The 17,789-nt window shown below is 41.5% G+C and carries 15 protein-coding genes; 14 read left to right on the top strand and 1 reads right to left on the bottom strand.

From position 1 onward, the window contains the following. The first annotated feature begins 64 nt into the window (after positions 1–64). From recG to IIB39_03815, 4 genes are all read left to right on the top strand, one after another. On the top strand, positions 65–2,170 hold the full coding sequence (gene recG / locus IIB39_03830) for an ATP-dependent DNA helicase RecG (protein MCH8927827.1): 2,106 nt from the start codon (positions 65–67) through the stop codon (positions 2,168–2,170). 76 nt (positions 2,171–2,246) lie between these two features. Continuing rightward, complete coding sequence (locus IIB39_03825) at positions 2,247–2,642, top strand: DUF1844 domain-containing protein (protein MCH8927826.1); 396 nt, start codon at positions 2,247–2,249, stop codon at positions 2,640–2,642. Beyond that, a complete protein-coding gene (locus tag IIB39_03820) occupies positions 2,643–5,324 on the top strand; it encodes a DUF2723 domain-containing protein (protein MCH8927825.1) in 2,682 nt (893 codons plus the stop codon). A gap of 57 nt (positions 5,325–5,381) precedes the next feature. Beyond that, positions 5,382–6,389, top strand: a complete 1,008-nt coding sequence (locus IIB39_03815) for a glycosyltransferase family 2 protein (GenBank protein MCH8927824.1) — start codon at positions 5,382–5,384, stop codon at positions 6,387–6,389. Between the two features lie 2 nt (positions 6,390–6,391). On the opposite strand, the gene IIB39_03810 is transcribed toward IIB39_03815, so the two are convergent. Continuing rightward, positions 6,392–7,252 carry a DUF4835 family protein gene (locus IIB39_03810; GenBank protein MCH8927823.1) on the bottom strand — a complete coding sequence of 287 codons (861 nt, stop codon included), beginning with the start codon at positions 7,250–7,252 and terminating at the stop codon, positions 6,392–6,394. A 179-nt stretch (positions 7,253–7,431) separates the two neighbouring features. Here IIB39_03810 and IIB39_03805 point away from each other — a divergent pair, with 179 nt between their 5' ends. The 10 genes from IIB39_03805 to IIB39_03760 all read left to right on the top strand — a co-directional run bounded on the left by IIB39_03805 (position 7,432) and on the right by IIB39_03760 (position 17,788). After that, positions 7,432–8,841 (top strand): HD domain-containing protein, encoded by a 1,410-nt coding sequence (locus IIB39_03805; protein MCH8927822.1) that lies wholly within the window; start codon positions 7,432–7,434, stop codon positions 8,839–8,841. A 216-nt stretch (positions 8,842–9,057) separates the two neighbouring features. Then, complete coding sequence (locus tag IIB39_03800) at positions 9,058–9,201, top strand: hypothetical protein (GenBank protein MCH8927821.1); 144 nt, start codon at positions 9,058–9,060, stop codon at positions 9,199–9,201. A 17-nt stretch (positions 9,202–9,218) separates the two neighbouring features. Further along, complete coding sequence (locus IIB39_03795; protein ID MCH8927820.1) at positions 9,219–10,580, top strand: TolC family protein; 1,362 nt, start codon at positions 9,219–9,221, stop codon at positions 10,578–10,580. 11 nt (positions 10,581–10,591) lie between these two features. Then, positions 10,592–11,872 carry an efflux RND transporter periplasmic adaptor subunit gene (locus tag IIB39_03790; GenBank protein ID MCH8927819.1) on the top strand — a complete coding sequence of 427 codons (1,281 nt, stop codon included), beginning with the start codon at positions 10,592–10,594 and terminating at the stop codon, positions 11,870–11,872. Beyond that, the gene (locus IIB39_03785) at positions 11,872–12,570 is read left to right on the top strand and encodes an ABC transporter ATP-binding protein (GenBank protein ID MCH8927818.1); all 699 of its coding nucleotides are present in this window, start codon (positions 11,872–11,874) and stop codon (positions 12,568–12,570) included. The genes IIB39_03790 and IIB39_03785 overlap by 1 nt, the downstream gene beginning before the upstream one ends. Before the next feature lie 8 nt (positions 12,571–12,578). Continuing rightward, positions 12,579–13,811 carry an ABC transporter permease gene (locus IIB39_03780; protein ID MCH8927817.1) on the top strand — a complete coding sequence of 411 codons (1,233 nt, stop codon included), beginning with the start codon at positions 12,579–12,581 and terminating at the stop codon, positions 13,809–13,811. After that, positions 13,811–15,037 carry an ABC transporter permease gene (locus tag IIB39_03775; GenBank protein MCH8927816.1) on the top strand — a complete coding sequence of 409 codons (1,227 nt, stop codon included), beginning with the start codon at positions 13,811–13,813 and terminating at the stop codon, positions 15,035–15,037. Before IIB39_03780 ends, IIB39_03775 begins: the two co-directional genes overlap by 1 nt. 115 nt (positions 15,038–15,152) lie before the next feature. Further along, positions 15,153–15,443: an Asp-tRNA(Asn)/Glu-tRNA(Gln) amidotransferase subunit GatC gene (gene gatC, locus IIB39_03770; protein MCH8927815.1), complete on the top strand. Its 291-nt coding sequence runs from the start codon at positions 15,153–15,155 to the stop codon at positions 15,441–15,443. Positions 15,444–15,458: 15 nt separating this feature from the next. Continuing rightward, positions 15,459–16,166: a 3-deoxy-manno-octulosonate cytidylyltransferase gene (gene kdsB, locus IIB39_03765; GenBank protein MCH8927814.1), complete on the top strand. Its 708-nt coding sequence runs from the start codon at positions 15,459–15,461 to the stop codon at positions 16,164–16,166. Beyond that, on the top strand, positions 16,166–17,788 hold the full coding sequence (locus tag IIB39_03760; protein ID MCH8927813.1) for a CTP synthase: 1,623 nt from the start codon (positions 16,166–16,168) through the stop codon (positions 17,786–17,788). The genes kdsB and IIB39_03760 overlap by 1 nt, the downstream gene beginning before the upstream one ends. Position 17,789 lies beyond the last annotated feature (1 nt).

Raw genomic sequence — 17,789 nt, 5'->3', positions numbered from 1 at the left:
ACAGCAGCTGTTATTATGATTCGGAATAATAATAACTCCTGTTGTAATAAACTTATCTATCAGAATGAGAAATGAAAACCTTTCAGCCGAGCTGAACCTTTCCACGCCCATTCAGTACTTGAGTGGGATTGGACCGAAGCGCGGAGAGGCATTTGCGTCAACAGGAGTTCACACAGCGGGAGACCTGCTCTATTATTATCCCAGAAGGTATCTCGACAGACGCTCCATCACTCCGATAGAAGAACTTGAGAAAGACAATCTTTCCACCGTCGTGGGCGAAGTGGTTTCCTTCGGATTAGAAAGAGGGCGGCGTAGAAGATTTAAGATACTTCTTGATGACGGAACCGGAATACTTGCTTGCACATGGTTTAACGGAATCAGATTCGTTCAAAAGAGATTCAAGGAAAACCAGCTGATCGCTGTTCACAGCAAGGTGGGTATATATGCGAATCAGTTCACCATGATTCACCCCGAATTTGATATTCTTGGAAGTGGGCAAGACCCTCTCAAGACGGGAGCAATTATACCAGTATATCCTTCCACCGATGGATTGAAAAAGGTACGATTAGATTCCAACGGAATATTGAAAATTATAAAGAATTCAGTAGCCGCTTTAACGGGGCTTGTAAAAGAATATTTGCCTCACAATACAATTGACGAAAATAACCTGCTGAACCTCCCGGAGGCATTGAAGCAAATACATTTCGCGGATGATGGTGACATTCTTCAAAAGGCGATATTCAGATTGAAATTCGATGAGTTGTTCTTTTACCAATTACTTTTGGCAGTAAGAAAACACTCAACAAAGAAAAGCCGAATTGGAATCAAGTTTAAATCGAAAAACGAACTGTTGAGCAGTGTCTTTAAATCTCTTCCTTTTGAATTAACGGATTCGCAGAAAAAGGTAATGGGAGATATCAGAAAGGATATGAGCGAATCATCTCCAATGCAACGGCTGTTGCAGGGTGATGTAGGTTCCGGGAAAACCGTGGTGGCGTTTTTAGCCTCTGCTATCGCTATCGGGTCAGGATATCAGGCGGCAATTATGGCGCCTACCGAAATTCTAAGTGATCAACACTTTCAGAACGCTGTTAAGTTCTTTAAGGACACCGGCGTGAAGATCGTGCAGCTGAAGGGCGGACTAACCGGGACGAAAAGAAAAACGATATTTCAATCGTTGTCGAATGGAGAATCTGATTTGGTCATCGGCACACATGCTTTATTGTATGATGAAGTTCAATTTAAAAATCTCGGGTTTGCCGTAATAGATGAGCAGCACCGTTTTGGTGTGGAGCAAAGAGCCGGATTAATGATAAAGGGAGTGAATCCGGATATTCTGATTATGAGCGCCACTCCTATTCCCCGTTCGCTGGCAATGTCGATTTACGCAGACCTTGATGTATCGTACCTGACCGAGATGCCGGCAGGCAGGAGAAAAGTTCGCACAGAACTAAGAAGCGCTGTTAATCGTCATAAGATATATGAATTCCTAAAAGGGAGGTTTAAGGCCGGAGAACAAGCGTTCATACTTTATCCTCTTATAGAAGAATCTGAAAAAATTGATTTGCAGGCGGCAGTGAAAGCGTTTGACAATTTGGAGAATAAAATTTTCCCCGAATTTAATCTCGCGTTGTTACACGGCAGGATGAGCGCTGAGGAAAAAGAGACGGTAATGAACGGTTTTTCTAACGGAAATGTTGATGCGCTGATAACTACCACCGTGATTGAAGTCGGAATTGATATTCCTAACGCAACTGTCATGCTTGTGGAAAACGCCGAACGGTTCGGGCTATCACAGCTTCATCAGCTGAGAGGCAGGATTGGAAGGGGTGGAAACAAATCATACTTTATAATGATAAGCGATTCCAAAGGAGCGGCGGCGCAGCGGCGGTTGAATGTGTTAATGGAGAGTAACGATGGATTTGTAATCGCACAGGAAGACCTGAAACAGCGCGGTTATGGGGATTTCTTTGGTAAGCGACAGCACGGAATTCCGGATTTTAAATTAGCGGATATCATTGAGGATGCCCATATCGCAAAAGACGCTAGAACATCGGCTTTTAATCTGACCGAAGAAGATCCGCATTTGAGAAAACCGGAGAACAGATTGCTTAGAGACAGGTTTATGAGTAGTTATTCAGACCGATTAAAATTTATCGAAACGGGATAATTAACGTTTGCGGAGAATGTCAGTAGTAGTTAACTTTTCCGTTCGTATACTTTGTAAAATTGACTGAAGAGAAGAGATGAGCGAAACCGAGAATAAATTAGACCAATTGTTTATGAATTTAGTGTTGTCTCTACACTCTGCCGCTATGCAGCAGATGGGGAAGCTGAAAAATCCTATAACCGACAAGGTTGAGAGAAATTTGGGGCAGGCTGAATTATCAATTGATATGTTGGATATGATAAAGAAAAAGACCGAAGGCAATCTGAGCGAGGAAGAAAATAAATTTCTTAAACAAATGCTTAATGAGTTGAAAATGAATTTTATGGATGAAAAAAACAAAGGGGAAGAAAAACCTCCTGAAGAAGTGTCTGAAGATGAAGAACCTGAGGACGAAAAAACATCATCTGATGTGAAGCCGGACGAAAAGGATTCGGAAAACGATAAGGAAGAAAAAAGCGGAGAAGAAGAATAAATGTTTAATTCTATCAAAGAAGCCGACAGGACTCAGCTGTTTGTTGCGTTGGGTGTGCTGTTTGTTGCACTGTTCACATATTTGGATACAGTTGCTCCCACAGTATCTTTTTGGGATGCCGGCGAATATATAGCGACCGCCTTTACACTTGGAGTTCCGCATCCTCCGGGCGCTCCTTTTTTCCTGATTCTCGCAAGGCTGTTCACGATGATACCAATAGGCGACGATATAGCCTATCGTGTGAATTTACTCTCGGTCATTTCAAGCGCTCTCACGGTGATGTTCACGTTTCTTATTATCGTAAAATTAGTGAGACATTGGAAAGGCAAATTAGAGTCGGCACAAGATAAATTCGTGGCTTATACCGGCGGCGTAATCGGCGCTCTCTCGTTTGCATGGTCGGATAGTTTCTGGTTCAACGCTGTAGAGGCTGAAGTCTATGCCCTCAGCGCGTTGTTTACGGCGGTTGTCGTCTGGCTGGCATTGCATTGGCTGGAGCATTCCGACAGGCGAGGAAGTTCCCGTTATCTGCTTATGATTGCTTACGTGATGGGCTTAGCGATTGGCGTGCATCTTTTGAGTCTATTGGCGCTTCCGGTAGTAGCGCTTATAATTTATTTCAAAAAATATCAGTTCTCGCCGAAATCGTTTATAGGATTGATAGCGCTTACCGGACTGACATTCATCGTAATTTATTTAGGAATAGTAAAAGGTGTGCCGACATTAGCTGATAAGACATCGTTCGGGTGGGTATTCGCGTCCGTTGTCATACTTTATCTTTTTACTTATTGGAGCGTGAGGAACGGGAATCGTATACTCACACTGGCGTTATTGTCAACTGTTCTTCTAACGGTCGGTTATTCAACTTATGCTATAATATATGTCCGTGCGAACGCCAATCCATTCATCAATGAAAATAATCCGAGCAATACACAGCGACTGGTCTCATATATGAACAGAGAGCAGTATGGGGACGCTCCAATTTTTGACAGGAAAAGATGGAAACCGAAGAACAAAAAAAAATACAGCGGCGAAGCGGATTATTTTTGGAACTATCAAATTAAACGGATGTATATACGATATTTCAATTGGCAGTTTATCGGCAGAAAAGCGGGAGAAGTTGACGCAAGCAAATTTTATGGACTTCCTTTCCTGTTGGGGCTGTTCGGCGCGTATTATCAGTATCGCAAAGACCCGAAGCAGGCGTTTAATGTCCTCTCTCTCTTTTTTATGACAGGGCTGGCTATAGTCCTCTATTTGAATCAGGAGGACCCGCAACCTCGCGAGCGGGATTATTCTTACGTCGGATCATTTATGGCATTTTCATTATGGATAGGTATTGGAGCTACCGGTTTATTGGAGCTGGCATCGAAATATATCAAAGAGCGGAAAACACAACAGTATGCGTCCGCTGCGATTGCAGGTCTCATATTATTTATTGTTCCGATAAATATGGCTGCCAAAAATTGGAACGAACATGACCGATCAGGAAATTACGTAGCGTGGGACTACTCTTACAATATTTTAGCAACAGTAGAACAGAACGCTATTATTTTTACAAACGGTGATAACGATACTTTCCCTGTTTGGTATTTACAGGAAGTAGAAGGTATAAGAAAAGATGTTAGAGTGGTAAACCTTAGCCTGTTAAATACAAGATGGTATATAAGGCAGCTTCGGGATAATGAACCGAAAGTTCCAATTACGTTCACCGACAGGGAATTGGACCGACTTACTCTGACATCCTGGCCCAAAGAGGGAAACAAAGTTTCGCTACCGGGAGCTCCCGATGAATTTGGAAACTCGACGCCTGTTGAGTGGCGACTGAAAGCGACCATAAATACGAAAAATTATTCAGCTTTAAGAGTACAGGATCTGATGATACTGCATATATTGGAGGAAAACCGCTGGGAACGCCCTATATATTTTGCGGTAACTGTCTCCCAAAGTAACAAGCTCGGCTTGGAACGTTTCTTGAGAATGGATGGTCTGGCTTTCAGAGTCCTGGATTCCTCTCCTATAGAAGCGGATTCAGAAGGAAATCCTCTGATAAAAGAGCCTATGTATCCTGAATTAATAGAACCGACAAGAATCGAAGAGAATTTAGTAAAAAATTATAAATATAGGGGTCTTGATGACCCGGATGTATATATAAATCCAAGCGTTAAAAAATTACTGCAAAACTATCGATCTGCATATATGCAGCTTGCTTTCAGGTATGTTAAGGAAGGTGAAAAAGAAAAACTCGGCAGACTCCTGGCATCTATGGAAAAGAACATTCCGGAAAAAACTATACCTCTTTCGAGCAGGATGATGAAGCTTCAGATAGGTAGTATGGAAAATGAGGCAGGCTTTCCTGAAAAAATGGAAGAAAGGCTTAAAAAACTGCTCACTAATCCGCGCAGCACTTTCAATGACAAGCTTATATACGGAAATTACTATATGAGAGAATTGGGCGATTATGAGAAAGCCGCACAAATATTTAACGAATTAGTGGAAGAAAAACCTAATTCAGGCAGAGCCGTTGGAATGCTTGTTTCGACCTATGACTTAAGCAATGATTACGCAGGGGCTCTAAGGGTGCTGGATAATTGGCTTGAACTGCATCCTAATGACAATAATGCTCGTCTTCGTACGGCTGAATTACGGGCGAAATTGGACTCAGTTACTTCTTCCCAGTAGGAAGTTAAGAGCTAACTTATATCTACATTGAGCGATTCTGCCCTTGTAAGCATTGTAATTCCACACTACAACGGCAGTGCATTGCTGAAAAAGTGTCTTGAATCTCTCCAAAAAACAACATATCCGAATTATAATATTATAATTGCGGATAACGCATCGGAAGATGATAGCGTGGAGATGGTATCACAGGACTTTCCATCGGTGGAAATCCTAAGGCTCGAAAGCAACAAAGGATTCGCCGGCGGATGTAACGCGGGAATAGTCGCTGCCAAAAAATCTGAATACGTTGTTTTATTCAATAATGATGCGCTGGCAGAGCCTGAATGGCTGTCAATTTTGGTGGATGTTATGGAGTCCGATGAAAGAATCGCCGCCTGTCAGCCGAAAATATTATCCATAAAGAATAAAGGATATTTTGATTATTCCGGCGCTGCCGGAGGCTTAATGGATAAATACGCCTACCCGTTCGCCAGGGGTCGCATTTTAGCAACAATAGAAAAGGACAGCGGGCAATATGATGACAATTCATCTATCTTTTGGGCATCGGGAACGGCGTGTATTCTAAGGAATTCAGCGTTGGAGAAAGTCGGCAAGCTTGACGAAGTGTTTTTTGCTCATATGGAGGAAATAGATCTTTGCTGGCGATTCCGGTTATCCGGCTACTACATTATGGTAGCGCCGGAAAGTATCATATATCACCAATCAGGTGCGACACTGTCAGCGGAAACCTTCAAAAAGAAGTATCTGAATCATAGAAACAGCATTCTGATGATGTTAAAAAATTATTCGCTCTCATCGCTGATCAAGTTATTTCCTCTGCGAATTATTATAGATTCAATGGCATTGGGGTATTCTCTTTTAACATTAGACATAAACAGGTTCAGCGGAATTATAGCCGCGTTTCTCTGGCTGTTGACTCACCCGTTTTATCTTATCAAGGCGCGGATGAGAACTCAATCAGTGCGGGTTATCGGAGATAAAGAAATTCTTGATAATCTATACGATGGAAGCATCGCTTTATCTTATTACATCAACAGGAAAAGAACGGTTAAAGAATTAGAGTAAAATCATTCCTTATCAAGTTTATCGAGATAAAATTGATACGTTTTTATATTCGTGGGATTTAGAACGATAAGTCGCTCAAATATGTCTCTTCTCCGATAACCGTAAACCGCTTTGGATAGCTCCTCGGCATGAGCGTTCAGGAATTCAATAGGATATTTATCAAGTGAATTAAGTTCGAATATATCCCGAAATAAATCCAAGGTTTCGTTAAGACTTTTCAATGCTTCAGCGGGTTTCTGCTCTTCATAGAGAAAGTAAAGGAAGTCACTGTATTTTCCTTTGGCGTTTCTCAATCTCCAATTAGAACTAATTTCATCAATTCTAATTTCCCTGTTTCGCCATCCCTGAGCGTGGGAACTGATTTTCCCCCTTGTCGCTAATTCTTTCGCACTGTTATAATATTTACTTCCTTGCAGCGGTTCAATGGAATCGAATTCTCCCCCAAGGATTAAATTAACATAAAAATCGATAAAGCTCGTTATGGTATGGAAGACACCTATATGATATAACGGATCGTTGGGTGTGTAAACAAAGACCCATCGCCTGTCAAAATAGCGTTGGTCACCCTTGTTTGTGATAGCGACTTGCGCGTGGTATAGTTTTTCCGAACCGGCTACTGTGACAGATTCGACAAATATTTGCATATCCATTTCAAATATCAAATCGTAACCGTCATCAGTATAATCAAACTCGTTTATGTAGGTAGCAATCTCCTTAGCAAGCGTTTGTAAGTCATTTTGCTCTTTGGGTGTGAGGCGGGTGGCTTCAAGTTTTATATTTGAAATAACTGATTGAGCTAACGCATACTCGTTGGTCCACATTGAAAAAAAGAATATGAGCGTTAATAAACGAAATGAAAACATAACTTTACAATTCATTTCTATAAAGTTAAATTAAGGCGTTCTTTTAGTCAAGGCAATAAAAGCAGGGGATATTTCTGAAATAGCCGTTTCAAATGCCGTAACTATCAGAATATTCGGCACTTATGTTGGTTATTATAGTTTGAGGAGCAAAAGACACTGAATTGAATAAGATTGGTGATATCATAGTAGAAAATCTACCGGAACTTAAATTGCTGAAACAAATCGGTAAACTCGCTGATGAGCAAAAGATCGATGTTTATTTGGTTGGCGGAGCAGTACGGGATTTTATCCTCGGGAAATCAAATTTTGATATGGATATTGTCGTAGTTTCAGACGGCATAAAATTCGCTAAAGAATTGCAACATGAGCTGAAAAGTGATTCTTTCGTTGCTTGGGAGCAATTTGGCACCGCTGAACTGGGTTTTCCGAAATTAAAACTTGAAGTGGCGACTGCGCGCTCTGAGGAATACGTCAAGCATTCAAGAAAACCTTCCGTCAAAGCTTCTGATATTAATTCAGACTTAAAAAGAAGGGATTTCACTATTAACGCAATGGCTATTTCTCTGAATTCAAAAAGTTTCGGTAATCTGCTGGATCCATTCAACGGAAAAGGGGATATAGAGAAAAAGATATTGAAAACCCCTTTGAATCCGAACGAAACACTAAATGAAGATCCCCTGAGAATGCTCAGAGCAATCCGATTTTCAGCTCAATTAAACTTTGATGTGGATAATGAAGTAATGCGTGCCATACGGAAAGAGAAGGACCGACTTTCCATTGTGTCACAGGAAAGGATTACAGCCGAGCTCTTTAAAATACTTGCTACCGAAAAACCGTCTATCGGGATAGTCGGATTATTGGGAAGCGAGCTTCTCGAAACGGTGCTTCCTGAAATGATTCCTATGATAGGAGTAGAACAGGTTGGGCAGTATCATCACAAGGATGTATTTTGGCATACTCTCGAAGTGGTGGATAATTTATCGGAGTATTCAGATAATATCGATTTACGGTTTTCCGCTCTGGTTCATGATATAGCTAAGCCGGATACAAAAAAGTTTGTAAAAGGAAAAGGCTGGACTTTTCATTCGCATGAGGTGCTGGGTTCAAAAATGGTGGAGGAACTGGGCAGACGCCTAAAACTTTCTCGGAAAACAATCAAATTCGCAAAAAAGATGACTTTTCTCCACCTTAGACCGATCGCTCTTGTAAGTAAAAAAGTCACGGATAGCGCTGTCAGGAGGTTTATCGTCAGAGCTGGAGAAGACGTGGAAAGTCTTATGATGCTTTGCCGGGCTGATATTACAACTAAGAATCCGGCCAAAGCAAAAGCTTATATGAAAAATTTTCAAATCGTTGAAGAAAAAATGTATGAAGTATTAAAAAATGACGAATTGAAAGCTTTTCAATCTCCCATAAGAGGAGAAGAAATTATGAGATTATGTGACATAAAACCGGGGAAAGCCATTGGAATAATCAAACATAATATTGAGCAGGCAATATTGGATGGAGAAATTCCAAATGAGTATGATGCGTCACTTGAATATTTTCTGAACCATAAAGATAAATGGCTCAGTGAAATTAAAGATTAATTAGCAAGTCACTTTTGTAAACATTTTTAGCAATTGGTTTGTCTAACAAATTGTGAATGATAAAAACGAAATGTTTAATTCCATTATAATGTCCTTAACTGAAATGTCTGACTGCGTTAGAGCAGCCCACATTCGCACAAACAATAGTCCTTTGGTTGAAAACGCAGGATGGAAAAATAATTACGAACTTTTGATTTAATTTACCGTAACTCATTTATGGAACAAAATTCGATTAAAACAACTATTGAAAATAAACCGTTGGTGGGCACAATGAGTTTCTTAGATACAAGATTAGTTTTCGTCAAAATAAAAATGATAACGTTAAGCGCTCGTATGAGAGTATTGGGAATATTTGGATGAGCTGGAGGAATCAGAAAATGAATATTCATAAAAATTTATTAGTTGCCGGACTAATTTTCTTCGTCCCGGCTGTGAGTAATGGTCAAAGAGACAGGTTACTTACATTGGATGAAAGCATAACAATTGCGCTGCGTAAAAATTATTCGATTAAGAGCGCGGAATACACACTTCAGCAGCGTGACGCTCAAGTATTAGGCGCATATTCAGCGATTCTTCCGAGCGTGAACATCAGCTCGGGAAAATCACGGTTTCTTCAGGGAGCAACAAGCAATATCGGAACTGTGCAGGGAATAGACTCCGAAGGAAATCCGACGATTATTTCCAGAGTATTTACATCTCCGTATTTTCAACAGGATAATCATTCGTTTGGATTGAGCATAAATCAAAACATTTATGACGGCGGCAAGTGGTGGAACAATATAGCACAGGCGAAGTCGTTTCAAACCTCGGGATTTCATGCTCTCGAAGGCGCCAAGAATGATGCTGTCTTTCAGATCACTCGACGCTATTTAGAGCTTTCAAAAGCAACTGCGCTGCAATACGCATTGTTTGATGCCCTGATGTTAAGTCAGGAACAGCTCGAAAGGACAAATAGCCTTTATGAACTAGGTTCCGTTGCCAGAACAGACCTGTTCAAAGCAAAGGTTCAGTTGGGTACCGATAAATCGAATCTGCTTACCCAGCAGAATGTAGTTGCCGCGGCAAAATCGAGCCTGAATTTGGTAATGGGAAGAAATCCGCTGACACCAATTAGATTAGAAGAGAAAGAATATGCAAAAGTTGAATATCCAAGCAGAGAAAAAGCGATTGATATTGCAAAGAAAAATAATCCAAGACTAAAACAGTTTGAAGCTGCGGTAAGGGGAGCGCAGCATGGTACGAAAGTCGCGAAAGCCGCATTTTTCCCGAAATTAAGCGCGAGCATTCAGTATTCGAGAAATAATCAGGACCTCGGAAGTGTATTCTCTCCGTCAAATATATCAAACAATTGGCAATCAAATCTTGGTGTATCGCTGAATTTGAATATATTCAACGGCTTTGCTGACAAAGCCAATCTCGAGCAATCACAGGCGATTTATAATTCCTCTAAAGAGGATTTGGAAAATAGTAATAGAGAACTCATCGCCAGGATTGATGACGCCATCACCAAGCTTGAAACCTATGAAGAATTGGAAAATATATTCGAGGAGAATCAGCAATCAGCAACAGAAGACCTTCGATTGGCGACTGAACGATATGGTCTCGGGTCGGCCACTCTGTTAGAGGTTCAGGACGCTCAGGTCGCGCTCTTGAGAGCGAACACATCAGTAATCAGAAATAAATATGACAGTCAGATAGCTCATGCGCAGCTAATGAATACGATGGGGCAAATTCGATAAGGAGTATGAAAGTGACTAAAAGGAAAAAATTAATAATTGCAGGCGGAACGTTAATAGTTATCGGCGGTTTGGTCGCGGCAAAAATTATGGGCGGTTCGGACGATGTAGTAACTGTCCAGGTGGAAGAAGTTACAAATGAAAATATTGTTGAAATAGTCTCTGCTTCAGGAAGGGTGCAGCCTGTAATTTCAGTGAATATTGCAGCCAACGTCAGCGGAAAAATATTAAGTATGACCGCCGAAGAAGGCGATGAAGTTAAAGCAGGTCAAGTGATCGTATATTTAGACAGCGCAAGATATGTAGCTTCCGTTGATCAACGTAAGGCAGCTCTGCGGTCGGCAAAAGCGCAGGAAGCTCTTGAAAGAGCAAATCTGAAAGTGACTAATAGCGCCACCAAAAGGCAGCATGAACTTTATAAAAAAGGACTAATCTCGGAATCAGATTTGGAGGGCGCTGACGGAAATTACGAAGTCGCAATAGCGCGACTGAACAGCGCACACGAATCTGTCTCTCAGGCTAAAGCCCTTCTTGATCAGGCGAAGGACGATCTCAGTAAAACAATGCTTTACACTTCTTTGAGCGGTACGGTTGTTAAAATAAACAAAGAAGTGGGTGAAATCGCTTTAGGTTCCCAATTTCAGGAAGATATAATAATGACCATCGCAGACCTTACTGATATGGAAGTCTTGGTCGAGGTAGATGAAAACGATGTGGTATTGCTCGAAATCGGCGATACAACAGCTATTGAGATAGATGCATTCGGCGATGAAATATTCAGCGGTTTAGTTGAGGAAGTAGCTAATTCGGCGGTCACTCGAGGACTCGGAACGCAGGAGCAAGTAACGAATTTCGAAGTCACGATAAGGATGCTTGAATTTCCTGAGATGCTGAGACCCGGAATGTCCGCTTCAGTGGAAGTAATTACCAATGTCTCGGAAAACGCCACGGCAGTGCCGATACAATCGGTTACCGTTCGCGAGCCTAAAAAAATTGTGCGAGTTGAGGGTGGAGAAGGTATCGCCATAGCCTCGAACGGATTCGAAAAAGAAAAACATAATGGAACCGACGATTATGTTGAAGTGGTATTCGTAGTGGAAGACGGCATAGCTGTTATGCGAAAAGTGAAAACAGGCATTACCGGTGAATCCAAGATAGAAATACTTGAGGGGGTTGAACCCGGTGAAAAGATTGTTTCAGGTTCTTATAGAGTATTGAGTAAAACACTTCAGGATGGCGATTATGTTAGGGTCGAAGATGAGAATGAGGGGAAAGCGGAAGGGCTGAGCCACTAATGACACTTATAGATATTGAAAACGTAAAAAAGATATATGATTTGGGCGCAGAAAAAATTCATGCCCTGGACGGAGTCAGTCTGAAAATAGAGCAGGGAGAATACATTGCTATCATGGGACCGTCAGGCTCAGGAAAATCTACAATAATGAATATCCTTGGGTGCCTCGATACTCCGACTACCGGATCATATCTGTTTGAAGAAGAACAGGTAAACGAAATGGATGATGATCAGCTGGCGGGAATTAGAAACGAGAAGATAGGATTCGTATTCCAGACGTTTAATCTACTGCCGAGAATCAGCAGCCTGCAAAACGTCGAATTACCTTTGATTTACGGCGGAGTGAGTTTGGAAAGTAGAAGAGAACGGGCAAAGGAAGTGCTTGAACAAGTCGGTTTGGGTGATAGAATGAATCACAAACCGAACGAACTTTCAGGTGGTCAGCGACAGCGCGTCGCAGTAGCCCGGGCATTGGCAAACAAGCCGTCAATAATACTTGCGGATGAGCCAACGGGTAATCTTGATTCTAATACCGGTGAAGAGATATTGTCGTTATTCAACGAACTTCATGACGCCGGCAACACAATAATCCTTGTTACACATGAGGAATATATCGCGGAAAACGCTCATCGTATCATCAGGCTTCACGACGGATTAATTGCCAGTGATGAAGCCGTTCAAATGCACACGATGAATTAGATACCGATATGCTTACTCGACAGATTAAAGAGATATATGAAGGAGTGAGAATAGCGCTTTCAGCTCTTCGTGAAAACAAATTCCGCTCAACACTGACCACACTCGGTATAGTAATCGGCATTGTGGCTGTAACGGTTATGGCTACTGCTATAGAAGGATTGAACAGAGCGTTCTCCACAAGTATATCTGCTCTCGGTTCAGATGTTCTCTTCGTTGATAAAATGCCCTGGTTCACTAATAAGGATTTCTTCAAGTATAATAACCGGAAGGACATTAAAATATCGGATGCGGAAAGCATTTTTAAATATGCCAGCCATGTGAGCGCTGTCGCCCCTGTAGTAAGCGCACACAAAACAGTAAAACATCGAGAAAAAAGTCTTGGACGGGTTATGGTAATCGGAACCACAACTTCATATAGTGAAACGGCAAATCTTTATCCGGAATATGGAAGATTCTTATCAGATATAGACGTAAAGCACTCGAGACACGTAGCTGTAATAGGCAGTGAGATCGCAGCTAATCTCTATGAAAATGAAGATCCGATCGGCAGTAAAATACGGATCGAAGGTCGCCCTTATAGTGTAATCGGAATCCTCGAAAAGAAGGGAAATTTACTCGGAATGATGGATCTTGATTCCAGAGTGATAATACCTCTGGCAACATTTAGCAATTCGTTCGGTACGCGACGACGAGTTTCCATTCATGTTAAAGTAAATGACCAGGTATATATGGAAGAAACAAAGGATGAGCTGATTGGAATTATGCGGCGCGTGAGGAGAGTTCCTCCGGGCGCCGAAGACGACTTCAGCATAAATCAACAAAGCGTTTTTACCGATATGTATGATAATATGACCGGTGCAATTTATGGAGCCGGTATCGTAATAACAGCGCTGTCGTTGTTAGTTGGAGGAATCGGCGTGATGAATATTATGCTGGTTTCGGTTACAGAGAGGACAAGAGAAATTGGCATACGAAAGGCGCTTGGCGCCCGGAGAAGAAGTATACTATTTCAATTTCTCATTGAATCTTCAGCAATCTGTTTATTGGGCGGGATTATCGCTCTTGTAATAGGCTTCGGAATTAGCGTGGTAATAGACAAGTATTTGCTGCCAACGGCTATGCCGTTATCATGGGCCTTGTTAGCGCTCGTCATTTCAGCTTTAATAGGAATTGGATTTGGAATGTTTCCTGCGTCAAAAGCCTCAAAATTAGATCCTATAGATGCGCTGAGGTATGAATAATGGGATACTTTAACAGCTTTATAATTGCGGTAGAGAGTCTCACAAAACAAAAAATGCGCTCGGCTCTGACTCTGATAGGTATGATAATCGGTGTTGCTTCAATTATCGGTATTATGACAACGATGGAAGCTATTCAAACATATATGGAAAAAAGCTTATCCATTCTCGGCTCTACGGTATTTCAAGTGCAGAAAACGCCGTTTATGAATGTAGGGCCGAGCGAGAGACATAAATATCGGAACAGAAAAAACATAAAAGTAGAACACGCTGACGCTATAAGAGACAGAGCGAAAAAAGTCGCTAACGTCGGCGCAGAAGATTGGGCTTTCGGTAAGGCTATCGGTTATAAGAAGAAAACCACCGAGCCTGTATACCTCGTGTCCGGCGCTACGCCGGAGTGGTCGCCAAATAACGGTTATTTCGTTGAGGACGGGAGATTTTTAACACAAACAGATGTGGATTATTCACGGTTTGTAATGGTCATCGGATTAGAGGCTGTGGAAGCGTTGTTTCCATTCAAATATCCTATCGGCGAAACAGTGAAGTTTGAAGGCAGGAACTTTGAGGTGGTAGGGGTTATCGAAGAGCAGGGCAATGAAATGGGACGATCAAGAAACAATATGTTGGTGATTCCGCTCCCTGTATTTCAGAAAATTTATGGAAAAGAAGGATCGATAAATATTACTATATCCGCAAAATCGTCCGAGCTATTGAACGGAGCTATTGACGAGATAATTACAATTATGCGAGCGGTACGTAAAGTTGCTCCCGGTGAAGAAAACGATTTTGAAGTTTTCAACAGTGAAAGTTTGATAAGTTTTTTTAATGATATATCACGCAATTTGAAAATTGGCTCAGTTTTAATCAGTTTCATTTCTTTAGCGGTTGCCGGAATTGGGATTATGAATATTATGATGGTATCCGTTACGGAGAGGACGAGAGAGATAGGCATAAGAAAAGCTATCGGTGCGAGAAAAAAACATATCCTTACACAATTCCTCGTCGAGGCCGTATTACTTAGCCTTACAGGCGGGTTAATAGGAGTAATTTTCGGTGTTGTGCTTGGGAATGTAGCCGCAAGTTTTATGAACCTTAGCGTTGCTATTCCTTGGTTCTGGGTTGTAATAGGGTTACTTTTCTGCTCATTCGTGGGCATCGTATCCGGATTCTGGCCTGCTTTGAAGGCATCAAGACTTGATCCAATCGAATCTCTGCGATACGAATAAAATTCTGAAAAACAGCTAAAATATCAGTTTTTTTAATAGTTGGTATAAATATTGCTCTTGACACTCGGGCGTCACTCTACTAAATTTAAAATTCATAAATTTAGTGAGAAACCGTTTGAGTATTTCAAAAGAAGATGTAGATAAAATTGCCCGGCTTGCTAAGCTCGATCTTTCCGAGGATGAGCGAAATAAATTCGCAAAGCAGCTCGGCGACATTATATCATACGTAGAAAAACTCAATGAAGTTGACGTATCCGACGTGGAGCCTCTGGCTCATGTAAATGATATTATGAATGTCTCACGGGAAGATAAATCCCGACCCTCTTTGGATAAAAAGCAAGTATTCAAGAATTCTCCTAAGCATGATAACGAATATTTTCTCGTCCCGAAGGTACTGAAAACATAATATGGTAATGGTTTAATGCATTCTGTTGGAGTCATACCCGCAAGATATGGTTCAAAAAGACTTCCGGGTAAGCCTTTGGCGCTTATAGGCAACAAACCTATGATTCAGCACGTTTGGGAAAGCGCAAATCAAGCGCAAACTCTCGATGAATTGATAGTCGCTACAGATGACGAAAGGATAATTCAGGCGGTAAGAGATTTCGGCGGTAAGGCGGTTATGACTCCCTCAGATTCAGAGAGCGGCAGTGATAGGGTCGGTGCGGCTGTAAGAAATATGAATGTTGATGTGGTAGTGAATATTCAGGGTGATGAACCGTTCATAGAATCCTCTATTATCGATGACATCGTGAGGTCGTTCGAAGAGCCGAACGTTGTTATGTCCACTCCTGTGAGAAAGTCGGATAAGGACGATGATCTGTCGAATCCGAATATCGTGAAAGTTGTGATGGACGAGAATTGGAATGCGTTGAATTTTAGCCGCAGCCAAATTTCTGATGAGTGGATTCATATTGGAATTTACGGATATACGCACGAATTTCTGATGAAATATATTGCCCTGGAGCGAACACCACGTGAGATTTCGGAAAGCCTTGAACAACTTCGAGTAATTGAACACGGCTATAAAATAAATCTTGTTGAAACAAATTATCATGCGTTTCCGATTGATACGGAAGCCGATTTAGAGCGGGCGAATAATTTAATGATGGAAAGGGCGGAAGGTTAGTGGCAAAGAATACCAAATACATTTTTTTCACCGGTGGAGTAATATCGGGGCTTGGCAAAGGAATCGCCGCTGCCTCTGTGGGAGCGATATTAAAAGCAAAGGGACTATCGGTCACGATACAGAAATTCGATCCTTACATAAATATCGATCCGGGCACGATGTCTCCTTATCAGCATGGAGAAGTGTATGTAACTGATGACGGCGCAGAAACCGATTTAGACCTTGGCCATTACGAACGATTTATTCATACGAATATGACGCGGATGAATAATTTGACTACAGGGCAAGTTTATAACTCGGTGATAACCAAAGAACGGAGAGGAGATTATCTCGGAGCGACAGTGCAGGTGATCCCCCACATTACGGACGAGATAAAAAATGCCATTAAACGACTATCGGGAAATGGGAAAAAATTTGATGTTGTGATAACCGAAGTGGGTGGCACAGTGGGCGATATCGAAAGCCTGCCTTTCCTGGAAGCGATACGCCAATTTTGTATTCAAGAGGGAAAAGATAACACCTTTATCATTCATCTCACCCTTATTCCTTATATTGAAAGTTCAAAAGAATCGAAAACAAAACCGACTCAACATTCAGTAATGCGATTAAGAGAAATCGGATTGCAGCCTGATATTCTCCTCTGTAGAACCGGAACTAAACTTGATAAAAGTATCAGAGACAAACTCTCACTTTTCTGTAATGTAACGCCGAAGTCCGTCATTGAAGCGAGGGACGTTAAGAGCATTTATGAGATTCCTTTGCGATATAATAACGCGGGAGTTGGTGAGTTACTTTCGGAGAAACTTGGTCTGTCCAAAGCAAAAGTTGACTTTTCCGACTGGGAAGATTTTTTAAATAAATTAAATAATCCTGAAGGTAGTGTAACTATCGCCGTATGCGGGAAATACAATAAACTTGCCGATGCGTACAAAAGCATTCTTGAAGCGTTTGTTCACGCCGGAGTTGATAATTCGGTCAATGTTGACATTAAATGGGTGGATACTCAGAAGATTTCAGGTAATGAAGATAAATTACTCGGTAAAGTGGATGGTATCCTCATACCGCCGGGTTTCGGTAAACGGGGCGTCGAGGGAAAAATAAAGGCTGCCAAATATGCCCGGGAAAATAAAATACCGTTTTTGGGGATTTGTCTCGGAATGCAATGCGCCGTGATAGAATTTGCGCGTAACGTTTGCGGTTTGGACAAAGCTAACAGTAGAGAATTCAATCGCAAGACCCCTTTTCCAATAATAGATATAATGGCGAATCAAAGGGGTATAAAAAATAAAGGCGGAACAATGCGGTTAGGCGCATATCCCTGCACACTTAAACCGGGCACAAACGTCTCTAAAGCTTACCGTAGAAAAAAAATCAGTGAGAGACACCGCCACAGGTATGAATTGAACAATAAATATAAAGCGCGGTTAGAGAAGGCGGGTATGGTTCTTTCCGGAATAAATGAAAGAGATAATCTAACGGAAATTATTGAGATTAAGGATCATCCATGGTTCGTCGGAACTCAATTTCATCCCGAACTGAAATCGAGAGTGTTCGATACTCATCCTCTCTTTAGAGATTTCGTAAAAGCGGTTAAAAAACAGAAACTTTCCGGAAAAAAGTAAT

The sequence above is a fragment of the Candidatus Neomarinimicrobiota bacterium genome (assembly GCA_022573815.1).
Lineage (GTDB): Bacteria > Fidelibacterota > SORT01 > SORT01 > SORT01 > JACZTG01.
This window is presented reverse-complemented; position numbering and strand designations above follow the sequence as displayed.

Excerpts from the sequence above, each read along its gene's own strand:
- IIB39_03800 (MCH8927821.1), top strand. The coding sequence starts at position 9,058 with ATGGAACAAAATTCGATTAAAACAACTATTGAAAATAAACCGTTGGTG.
- IIB39_03780 (MCH8927817.1), top strand. The coding sequence starts at position 12,579 with ATGCTTACTCGACAGATTAAAGAGATATATGAAGGAGTGAGAATAGCG.
- IIB39_03785 (MCH8927818.1), top strand. The coding sequence starts at position 11,872 with ATGACACTTATAGATATTGAAAACGTAAAAAAGATATATGATTTGGGC.
- kdsB (MCH8927814.1), top strand. The coding sequence starts at position 15,459 with ATGCATTCTGTTGGAGTCATACCCGCAAGATATGGTTCAAAAAGACTT.
- IIB39_03810 (MCH8927823.1), bottom strand. The coding sequence starts at position 7,252 with ATGTTTTCATTTCGTTTATTAACGCTCATATTCTTTTTTTCAATGTGG.
- IIB39_03795 (MCH8927820.1), top strand. The coding sequence starts at position 9,219 with ATGAATATTCATAAAAATTTATTAGTTGCCGGACTAATTTTCTTCGTC.
- IIB39_03775 (MCH8927816.1), top strand. The coding sequence starts at position 13,811 with ATGGGATACTTTAACAGCTTTATAATTGCGGTAGAGAGTCTCACAAAA.
- recG (MCH8927827.1), top strand. The coding sequence starts at position 65 with ATGAGAAATGAAAACCTTTCAGCCGAGCTGAACCTTTCCACGCCCATT.
- IIB39_03825 (MCH8927826.1), top strand. The coding sequence starts at position 2,247 with ATGAGCGAAACCGAGAATAAATTAGACCAATTGTTTATGAATTTAGTG.
- IIB39_03820 (MCH8927825.1), top strand. The coding sequence starts at position 2,643 with ATGTTTAATTCTATCAAAGAAGCCGACAGGACTCAGCTGTTTGTTGCG.